The organism is Paraburkholderia diazotrophica, from assembly GCF_900108945.1.
Classification (GTDB): Bacteria; Pseudomonadota; Gammaproteobacteria; order Burkholderiales; family Burkholderiaceae; genus Paraburkholderia; species Paraburkholderia diazotrophica.
Map to the genome: position 1 here is coordinate 24,036 of NZ_FNYE01000057.1, position 9,564 is coordinate 33,599.

At 57.7% G+C, this 9,564-nt stretch carries 10 protein-coding genes and 1 pseudogene; 4 read left to right on the forward strand and 7 right to left on the reverse strand.

Features of this window, described 5'->3' with window-relative positions; translation table 11 throughout:
- Positions 1 to 51 precede the first annotated feature (51 nt).
- The 3 genes from BMW76_RS37140 to BMW76_RS37155 all read right to left on the reverse strand — a co-directional run bounded on the left by BMW76_RS37140 (position 52) and on the right by BMW76_RS37155 (position 2,912).
- On the reverse strand, positions 52 to 492 hold the full coding sequence (locus tag BMW76_RS37140) for a reverse transcriptase N-terminal domain-containing protein (RefSeq protein ID WP_407669076.1): 441 nt from the start codon (positions 490 to 492) through the stop codon (positions 52 to 54).
- A 509-nt stretch (positions 493 to 1,001) separates the two neighbouring features.
- Positions 1,002 to 1,768, reverse strand: a protein-coding gene (locus BMW76_RS37150) for an IS5 family transposase (protein ID WP_090873751.1) whose coding sequence is annotated in 2 segments (ribosomal slippage) — positions 1,002 to 1,438 and positions 1,438 to 1,768 — 768 coding nt in all. Because the reading frame shifts where the segments join, the coding sequence is not laid out codon by codon here.
- Positions 1,769 to 1,826: 58 nt separating this feature from the next.
- Positions 1,827 to 2,912: an IS630 family transposase gene (locus BMW76_RS37155; protein WP_090873752.1), complete on the reverse strand. Its 1,086-nt coding sequence runs from the start codon at positions 2,910 to 2,912 to the stop codon at positions 1,827 to 1,829.
- Between the two features lie 1,292 nt (positions 2,913 to 4,204).
- On the opposite strand from BMW76_RS37155, the gene BMW76_RS37160 reads away from it, so the two are divergent.
- From BMW76_RS37160 to BMW76_RS37175, 3 genes are all read left to right on the forward strand, one after another.
- Positions 4,205 to 4,567, forward strand: a complete 363-nt coding sequence (locus tag BMW76_RS37160; protein WP_245763550.1) for a cupin domain-containing protein — start codon at positions 4,205 to 4,207, stop codon at positions 4,565 to 4,567.
- 544 nt (positions 4,568 to 5,111) lie between these two features.
- Positions 5,112 to 5,819 carry a 7-carboxy-7-deazaguanine synthase QueE gene (gene queE / locus BMW76_RS37165; protein WP_090873754.1) on the forward strand — a complete coding sequence of 236 codons (708 nt, stop codon included), beginning with the start codon at positions 5,112 to 5,114 and terminating at the stop codon, positions 5,817 to 5,819.
- A 368-nt stretch (positions 5,820 to 6,187) separates the two neighbouring features.
- On the forward strand, positions 6,188 to 7,063 hold the full coding sequence (locus BMW76_RS37175) for a cytolethal distending toxin subunit B family protein (protein WP_090873756.1): 876 nt from the start codon (positions 6,188 to 6,190) through the stop codon (positions 7,061 to 7,063).
- Between the two features lie 57 nt (positions 7,064 to 7,120).
- Here the strand turns inward: BMW76_RS37175 and BMW76_RS42925 are convergent.
- The 4 genes and pseudogenes from BMW76_RS42925 to BMW76_RS37195 form a co-directional block, all read right to left on the reverse strand.
- Positions 7,121 to 7,260, reverse strand: a pseudogene (locus BMW76_RS42925) (IS5/IS1182 family transposase); the annotation flags it as partial.
- 296 nt (positions 7,261 to 7,556) lie between these two features.
- Complete coding sequence (locus BMW76_RS37185; protein WP_090873758.1) at positions 7,557 to 7,931, reverse strand: nitrogenase-stabilizing/protective protein NifW; 375 nt, start codon at positions 7,929 to 7,931, stop codon at positions 7,557 to 7,559.
- Between the two features lie 226 nt (positions 7,932 to 8,157).
- The gene (locus BMW76_RS37190) at positions 8,158 to 8,367 is read right to left on the reverse strand and encodes a hypothetical protein (RefSeq protein WP_090873759.1); all 210 of its coding nucleotides are present in this window, start codon (positions 8,365 to 8,367) and stop codon (positions 8,158 to 8,160) included.
- Positions 8,368 to 8,393: 26 nt separating this feature from the next.
- On the reverse strand, positions 8,394 to 8,639 hold the full coding sequence (locus BMW76_RS37195) for a hypothetical protein (protein ID WP_090873760.1): 246 nt from the start codon (positions 8,637 to 8,639) through the stop codon (positions 8,394 to 8,396).
- A 225-nt stretch (positions 8,640 to 8,864) separates the two neighbouring features.
- On the opposite strand from BMW76_RS37195, the gene BMW76_RS37200 reads away from it, so the two are divergent.
- Complete coding sequence (locus BMW76_RS37200; protein WP_090873763.1) at positions 8,865 to 9,185, forward strand: hypothetical protein; 321 nt, start codon at positions 8,865 to 8,867, stop codon at positions 9,183 to 9,185.
- Positions 9,186 to 9,564: the final 379 nt, after the last annotated feature.

The window sequence follows — 9,564 nt, forward strand, 5'->3', positions numbered from 1 at the left end:
AGCAGCCCATGATCGCATCTGCGCTGGTGTCCCGCTGGCCGGGCAAGTCCTTTACCAATTCGGTATATGCTGCAGAAACCAGGAGTGACTGAAGTTGTCGAAACAGCCCCGTATGTCACCCTCCAGAATCCATCTTGGTGATACGCGCTTGGCCAAGACGTTGAAGCACTGTTCGATGGCATCGGCGGTCGAGCGTTCGGGCCGGAAGCCATAGGAATTCAGGTCCGCCAAGCTCTCTGCAATCGGTTCCAGTGCGAGCTTCCATAAAGCTTGCATCGCACGATAGCCGCGATGCTGTAACGACAACATCCCCTTCCATCTGGCCGCCGGTGATGACCAGATCTTGCCGTCCACCCCCGGCGTTCTCTTGCCGCGATTTTCCGTCACACGCCTGACGGCCAACATCTTGCCGACATGCGAGCGGGTCAATAGACGTTGCAAGGCTTTCACCTTGCCCCATCGGTTTTCCCGAACTGCCTTGGTGATACGCAACTGAAGTCGTCTCACCTCTGCTTCGATGTGTGGCCAGTTCGCCTGGTCCCACATCCGGGCAGCGTGCAAGGGCGCACCAGCGCCACGACACTTTCGTGCCGTGGGCCGTCATCTGCTTTCCCTCGTATAACGATTTGTCAAGTTTCTCTCACCATGAATGACCGCGCGGAAGTCTGCCCGCTTTCGCGTCGGGCGATGTTGCAGCCCGTATCCCATCCGTTACAGACAGGCCTTCGCTTTCTCCGCATTCCTTTACCCGCACCACCAGCAGCTCCCCTCGCGGTCGGCCTGCCCAGTGGGCAGCAGTACGGGCTTACCCTGTTCCGCCTACGTTTCCGAGCGTGTCGGCCCCTTCCTATCCGCCGGCGATGGCTTTGTCCATGATGGTCCACAGAGTCATGACCATACCGCACCGCTTACCTTTTGGTTCAAGCCTCACAGCACGTTTGGCTTGTCACGATTCACGACGTTTATCGGAAGTTCACATATGTTGGGCGTGACGCTCATCCCTAGGTGATGTTCACATTTACGACCGGTCCAAATATGCAGGCAAGTGACGCAAACACGAGATAGCTGTCGGCGAGCTTGTCATATCGAGTGGATACACGGCGAAAATGTTTGATGCGATTGAAGAAACGCTCGACCAGATTGCGCGTACGGTACAGCCCACGGTCGTAGCGGCGCTTTGTCTTGCGATTCGAACGTGGCGGGATGACAACCTTCGCGTGGGTAGCCCGAATGGCTTGCACGAAGGCGTCGGAGTCATAGCCCTTGTCTGCGATAACCGCTCCCGTGCGCAAATGCTCAACCAGTTGTACCGCACACGAGATGTCGGCGACCTGCCCTTCAGTGACGATCAGGCGCAACGGACGCCCCGTCGAATCGATCGCCAGATGCAGCTTGGTGCTCGGTCCACCTCGGGAACGACCGAGAGCTTGCGGCCCACTTTTTTTGTAGCTCCGGCTGAATGCTGGTGTGCGCGAACGATCGTCGAATCGATCATGACGTGCTCGATTTCCGTGTGGCCTGCCAGTGCATTCACCACCCGCTGCCATACGCCCTTGCTTCGCCAGCGCGAGAAGCGGATGTACACCGTATGCCATCGGCCGAACTCTGCAGGCAAGTCGCGCCATGGACTGCCAGTCCGGGCAATCCACAGCACCGCTTCGAGAAACCAGCGATTGTTGGATGCCGTTCGGCCGCGATCGCCTTCCTTGCCAGGCAGGATGTCCCGGATCTTCTTCCATACTTCATCGCTCAGTAACGTTCGCGCCATCCTGTCTCGCTGTACAAAAGACAGGATGTAAACACAAATTTTTAAATGTAAACAGCCCTTAGTGTCCCGAGTTAGAAATTCGTAGACAAAATCGCTTGACGCTGGCGAGGATGTCGTCGGCCGATTTGGTCCAGTTGAAAGGTCTCGGATCAGTGTTGTTGATCTGGATGTATTGGCGAATCGCCTGTTCGAGTTGCCGGGTGGAGCGATGAGTGCCGCGGCGGATGTATGTCTCGCTGAGCGTGGCAAACCATCGTTCGACCTGGTTAATCCACGAAGCAGAGGTAGGGGTTAAATGCGCATGGAAACGCGGATGGCGAGCCAGCCAGGTATTGATCGAGGAAGTCTTGTGCGTGCCGTAGTTATCCATCACCAGATGGACGTCCAGTTGGGGTGGCACGTTGGCCTCGATGGTGTGCAGGAACTTCAGGAATTCACTGCTGCGATGACGCCGATGCAGTTCGCCAATGACTTCGCCCGTGGAGATGTCCAGCGCCGCGAACAGTGTGGTCGTGCCGTGCCGCATGTAGTCGTGCGTGCGTCGCTCAGGGATGCCCGGGGCCAGCGGCAGCATAGGTTGGGTGCGGTCCAGCGCCTGGATCTGGCTCTTCTCGTCCACGCACAACACCATCGCCTTGAGCGGCGGGTCCAGATACAGCCCGACGATATCGCGCACCTTGTCGACGAAAAATGGATCAGTGGAGAGCTTGAAGGTCTCCTGCCGATGCGGCTGCAATCCGAAGGCACGCCAGATCCGCGACACGGCTGTCTGCGACATTCCCATCTCGCGGGCCATTGTTCGCGTGCTCCAGTGAGTTGCATCCCTGGGCACGGATTCGAGCGTGCGGGCGACAACCGCCTCCACCTGCGCGTCCTCGATCGTCCTCGGTGCGCCCGGGCGCGGTGCATCGAGCAACCCGTCCACGCGGTGACTGATGAATCGCGAACGCCACTTCGAAGCCGTATGCGAGGTGACACGTTGTCTTGTCGCGACCGTGTTGTTGTCGAAGCCCTCGGCGCAAGCCAGCACAATACGCGCTCTCAGGGCAAGTGCCTGTGCCGTCTTGCGCCGCATCGTCAACGCTATGAGCTGTTCGCGTTCCGACCCACTCAGCACCAGTGGCGCCTTCGGTCTTCCTCTCATCGTCGCCTCGCTTATTTGCGAACCCTGCAACCCAGGTTAGTACACAACGCAAATAAGGCAATGAATTTCTAACTCGGGACACTAGTGCCTCACCGCCTTCGTGCTGGCAGATTCCACCGCGCCTCGCGGTTTGGTGTAACGGTTACCCGTTGGCTACATTGTCCCCGAAGCTTCACACGGAGCTGTTGCCGGCTCCGCATGTCCGGGTAGGGAACGGCTGATGGAACAGCCGGTTTTATCAGGAGTCCTTCCTCCAGTAAAACAGAAATTTAGGCGACTTTACAGGTCGCACGCTCTGATATCGTGCGATGTGTTCCGGACGCCGTACGAACATCAAGAACAAACTGGCCATGCACCGAAATGTATTTGCGTTTCTCACGCTCGAGCAGCATCTTCGCGCTGTCGTTACCACGCCTCAGTCATACCGCCCCGATCATTGCCCGCATTGCGGCTTCAGTTGCCTCTGGGGGCACGGCTGATCCGGAGAATGGAACATGGACACCGCTTCACTCGGCATCCAGACTGTGTCCGGATCATGCAACACGCTCACGCGAAAAAACGAACGGCCTTGCTGAGTTGCTTGCGCTTGTACCCTTCGATTCGAAATTTTCTACTTGACTTCGGTAACGCGCCAGAGCCGTACGATGCGCGCATGCGCGACCGGCCCCTCGAAATCGAACGTGAACGCACTAACGAAGTGAATTGCGAGCGCTTGTCTTCGCTCAGTACCCGTTCCGCCTTCGGTCGCACCATAGGCATGCCCGCGAATACAGACCGGTTAACAACGGAACAGAGCGCATTTCTCAGCTCATGTCGTCCCAACACCAAAGGCGATCTAGGCGCTTTTGTTACACGATCGCGGATGCTTTGTCGCAAAGATGACATGACGACTTCCGATGTGTACACAACGAATGCAGTGGGATAAATAGAAATGAAAAGCGCTGTATAGAATGCGGACGTGCATGGCACGAAACCTGCGGGAAAGCTGTTTGCACGGGCACGCTCCGGACAATGAGAACTCGACAGCACGCGACAACTCGTTGTCCGCTGATCAACCTCGTCGACGCTGATGTCAGCCAGCGGCGGATGGGAGGTCAACCTTAAGGACCGGATTCGCTGGCTCGAACGAAAGCGTTCCCGGACAACTAACGGTGTATGGAGTTCTCGGATATCTGCTGAAGACGCGACCCGCGCAAAGCCTAAATCGCTGTTTATGGCTGGTAACAAAGGAGTTGAAGAACATGCATTGTGATCGACCGAACCGGCCACCGCCGATGCGTAGCCTCGCTGATATGGGTACCGGTATCATACATTTCCGTCTCCCACGCGGTGTGCCATTACCGGCCGGATTGTCATGCACGATAGTCTCATTTGAGCCCAGTGCCCGAACACACTGGCATATTCATCCGTTAGGCCAACGATTGTTCGTGACCGCGGGATGTGGGTGGATGCAGTGTGGAGGCGGACCGATCGTGGCGATGCATCCTGGTGATATGGTCTGCATTGCGCCGAACCAAAAGCATTGGCACGGTGCGTCACCATGGACCTCCGTGAGGTTGATTGCGCTCCAGAAGGAGCATGACAGCAAATGTGTCGATTGGCTAAACCCGGTTGCCGACGAACAGTACTACGCCAGACCGTCTCTCGACATCTGACGGAGCGCGATGTTAGAGAATCGAAGGCACTTCCCCCTTCCCACGTCTGCGGCGGAAGCCGCAAATCGGCGTCAACTGACTGCGTCGCGATAGTGGAATCAGGATGATTAAGCACATTACGATGACGGTTACCTAAATCACCAGCGAATAGAACTGCGGACAACTATTCGATCTGTGTCGTCGAATTTGATTTGCCCCATGTGCATGGTTGTGGGCATGAAGGCAAGTGCCGGAGCCTGCATGGCACAACTACCACCGCATCCACTTTGAAGCTGCCCCCCTTGATGGCGTCGGGCGCGTCATCGAGTTTGGCGTGATCAAGACACCGCTATTTCAAGGACTACTAGGATCACCGCATGTTGCTGTGGACCGACGACCCGTTCTATGCCTACGTGCGCGGCATCGATACGTCGGTGGTCAGGGTGCCCCGTTCAATCCAACCGCCGAGAACATGGCGCAGTGGCTGGTGATCGTGCTCGGCACTCGAAGTGCTGGAAGCCACCGACGTGCGGTTGGTGGAACGTCGAATATAGGAGACACGCAAATGCAGTGCGACGTATCGTCTGTAGCCGTGCCACCCGTTGGCAGCTATCCCGTCAACGAGATTTTTGAGTCGTTACAGGGCGAAGGCAGCTTCACCGGCACACCTTCAGTGTTCGTCCGTCTGCAAGGGTGTCCGGTGGGTTGCGCGTGGTGTGACAGCAAGCACACGTGGCAGGTGATGCCGGAGCGCGAGATCAGTGTCGGGGCGATGGGCGACAAAACCGGCCGGCCGTGCGACAGCTATGCGTGGTGTGACGTGCCGACGCTCGCAAACATTGTGCGGGCGGCAGACGCTGAGCACGTGGTCATCACAGGCGGCGAACCGTGCATGTACGACCTGCGCCCCCTGATCGCGAAGCTCGAAGCGTGGCATCACCGTGTCCAGGTCGAAACCTCGGGCACTTACGTGCCGCTCGTCACGCCCAGCACCTTCGTCACCACGAGCCCGAAGTACGGAATGCCAAGTGGACGCCCGGTGCTCGATGAGGCGCTGGCGCGTGCCAACGAGATCAAGTATCCGGTCGGCAAGCAGCGCGACATTGATATCGTGCTCGAGAGACTTGACCCGATCCAGCGCGCGCGCGGCACCCCGATCTGGTTGCAGCCACTGAGTCTGTCATCCCGTGCCACGGGCATCTGCATGAAGGCGGCGCACCGCTACGGCTGGCGCGTCTCGTTGCAGACGAATAAGTTCATCAACATCAGGTAGGATCATCATGCCGGTCCGAGGAAGAAGGTCCAAGCCCACGGCGCTCAAGCTGAACGAGGGCAATTGCGTCACCCTGCCCAAGCGCCGCCGATTCTTCTGTCCAGGCATTCTGCCGTGCTCGTGTGGACGAACGCGCCCGTGCGGGATGGAATCGCATCACGCCCGAACATGAGCGGCTCGCCTAGGCCGTTCGCCGTGGCGCTCGCGATGGGCACGCAGTACGAGATATCAGTTGAATCGCTACGATTCAGATCGATATGTAGTTTCGGTTTAGGCGTCGTGGCATAGGATTTTACCGGCCAGCACGGCGCCTGATACTTGGTTGTGTAACTCCATTGAATTGCATTTGTGAAAAAGAAGGTGGACCGATGAGAGTTTTGGCGATTTTTATTCTTCTGATAATCTATTTTCCTGGTAATGCGTGGACGGCAGTCAACGATCGCCGCGTAGTGACTTGGAATCTCCAAGGCTCCAGCGCAAGCACGGAGAGTAAATGGAATTCAAATATTCGCGCGGTGCTACTTGGAAATCGGGATGACGGACCGATACCCGTTTCAAGGCACATTGATGTTATGATGATACAGGAGGCTGGATCACTACCGGCATCAATTACGTCTAATCCTCCACTTCCATTGGAAGGCCGGTTAGTGAACCCGGATCTCGTTGTCGCGCCTATAAACGAATATGTCTGGAATTTGGGCACATCAAGAAGGCCAATCGATTACTACGTGTATTTTTCGCGAGTCGATACTGGTGCCAACCGAGTAAATCTGGCTATTATCAGCAAAGAAAAGGCTGATCAAGTAATCTTGCTTAGACCGCGGGCTTGGAGTGGAGCAAGGCCAATACTGGGAATCAGACTCGGATCTGACTATTATTTCGGGATTCATGCCTTGGCAAACGGCGGGACGGATTCTGGAGCAATCGTTGCTCGAGTTTGGGAGTATTTTAATCAAAATCAGATATCGGACCAATGGTTGATTGCTGGTGATTTTAATCGCGAGCCCAATCAATTGCGCGACCTCCTTCGGAGAAGCTATCCGCAAGAATACAGAAACGTGACTTTCCAGTATGAGGATCGGCCAACCCATAGAACAAGCGGCCGCAATCTAGATTATGGGATTGCTGGACAGCTGGACAATCCATCCGGCGGCCCTAATTTTGATTGCAACTTATTTACGCCGAGCCTAATTGGGCAGTTGGTATCAGACCATACTCCTGTTTTACTTTGGCCGAAGAAATAGACGAGCGAGAACGACAAGGATGATTGGCAAGGCGAACGTTGGTGTGCACGCCCAATGGTCGATCAGGATGTGTTCGACTTTCGTTTCGCCAGCCAATGGCTGCGCAGCCCGCTGCCAGACACCGTCGCGATCGGGAAAAACGTCGCGGTCTGTTACCGGACGAAGCCCACTGGCAGGTGGCGCCATGGGCTTCCAGTATGGCCGAACGTCGATGACGCGCAGGAGAAGGAGAATCTGCCCCGAACACGCAAAGACCGCGCGCAGCAGCTACCGTGATTGCAAGAAATCTCGTCAATGGTAATGATCCTCGGTGCGATATCGACCGCCTGTTCTTTGCGATCTGCAGGATGGCGGTAGCGAACGCATACGGGGTCGCAGCGTGATTGCACCGACGAACGCGCGATAGGTGACGAGCACGGCGTCGTAGGCACCATGATTCACTTGCGGAATGCATCTTCGGCTTGGGGGCGGTCCCGTGCAGAGCAACATGACATTAGTGCCGAAGTGGTCCCCAGCGCCGAATCAGGAGCCTGCTGGGCGCAGGCGACGATGTGCGTGCATGGCGACCTCCGAGACAGGTGGTGCGACACGTCGCCAACGATGCTTGCAGATTGTCGAGAGAGATGGGCCGGTGTCCCTCGATTCCTTGGAGCACCTTGAATACGTTCTCCGCCGCGGGCGGGGACACGACGAAATTGTTGTAGGCATGTTGGCGCGGGCGTTGACAGACGGTGAGCAGGGTCGTCGCATTGTCATGCGGCACGGCTTCCGTTGCTGAAAATATTGGAAGGGGCGAGAAGCGTCTGAGGATGTGCAGGCGGCCGACGCTCGCAACCTTCTGGTCGAACGCGATGCCGAAGAATTGCAGTACATCCTCGGCCGATCAGTGCTCGCATTTCTAGCTGGAGTCCCTATTGGAAGAACGCAAAGGCTTCGTAGGTCGAAAATGGATCGAGCACGACAAGGATATCGGCAAAGCGTGCACGCCGCGCGCCTCGTTGTTGCGCACAGCGCGTTACTCGGCCCCTGCGCGCATCAAGCCCAGCGGGCGCGACAGACGAGCATCGAACCCTTCGAATCTGATCGATCGCCTTTCAATGTACGGAGCCGAAGAACGCCATCGCGCCTTCGGCTGGCGTCAGGCCCGCCTTGAAGTACCCCTCGAGGCGGTCCGCGATCGCTTCGTCGAGTGTGAAGGGCGGCCGGATGTAGCCCACATCGAACGCATGGTCGTACCAGTCGCTGAGCCACGCGCGCAGTTCGATCACATATTGCGGCAATGCATTCGAAGCGTCGTCGTGCATGTGCGTCTCCTTGGCTTGCAGAACGATCAGGCTGCCTTGCGGCCTATGCCCATCTCCGGTCGGCGCCTGTCCGGCGGAAACACATGCCACGTGCCGTCGCCATGGCGAAAGAAGAACAGGGAGAACGACCCGGTCGGCCGCTCGACCTGAATGCACACGCGACACGTTCCGCCCGAGCGGGAGCGTTCCAGCAGGCGCACGCGCGCTGTTCGGCCACGCGTCGAGCCGACCAGTTTTTCGACCTGAGAGCGCAGTGATGTGTTGCCCGCCATGACTTTCCCCGCGATGCACGATGAAGCGATGCTACGGGGGATCGGCGCGCGGGCCCAATCGGCGGCGGCGGAATGTCGTCTCAGGAAGCGCTGATTTCAGCCGTCAGGCTTTCCCGACGCGGGAATCAGGATGTCTCACGACCGTCTTTGCGCGTGCGCTGATTGCGGCTTAGTTTCTGATCGGAGATGATGAGCCATCAAAACGCGATGTTGAACCGATGCATCATGATGGCCTATCTGTCCGAGCGGGAGAACGTTGTCGAGCAGGTCGATTCGCTCTGTCTGCGGCTGTTCGACACCTGGTGCGAGGCGCGCAGTATGACGCTGCTCGCGTATCTGTTGCATTGCTGGCCGTTGACCGACAGCGCGCCGGGTGCCCTGCGGCGGCTGGGTGAAACGATGCGAGATTTGCGGCGCCATCATGCGGATCAGCTCGACGCGGACGGCTTTCACGCGCTGTGCGAAATGGCCGATCTGATCGACGAACTGGTAGAACGTCCGGCGCGCACGGTCCGGCTGATGGCGGTGGGGGACGTGCCGGAATAGCGAGCGGACAACGCAGGCAAAACGGGCAAAGACAACGGGCAAAAAACAACGCGCAAAGACATATGGGCTGGCCGCAGTGGCTGCGGTAGGCGCACGCGTTGTTTCATCGGATGTTTGAAAGCGGGGTGAGGCGCGGTAGACCGGGCTTTGGCATCGAGTGCAGAATAGGACACACACGACGGCAGCACTCGCAGGAAGATATGGCTCTCGACAGGTTCGACGCATGGTGGAGCGGGCTCCGTTACGTGCGGCGCAGTGTGGTGCTGCGGCTGCTGGCGACGGTGCTCGTCTTTAGCTGCGCGATCACGCTGATCCTGACGGCGGTGCAGCTCTATCGCGACTACGAGCGCGGCATCGCTCAGATTCAGAACCGTCTCGT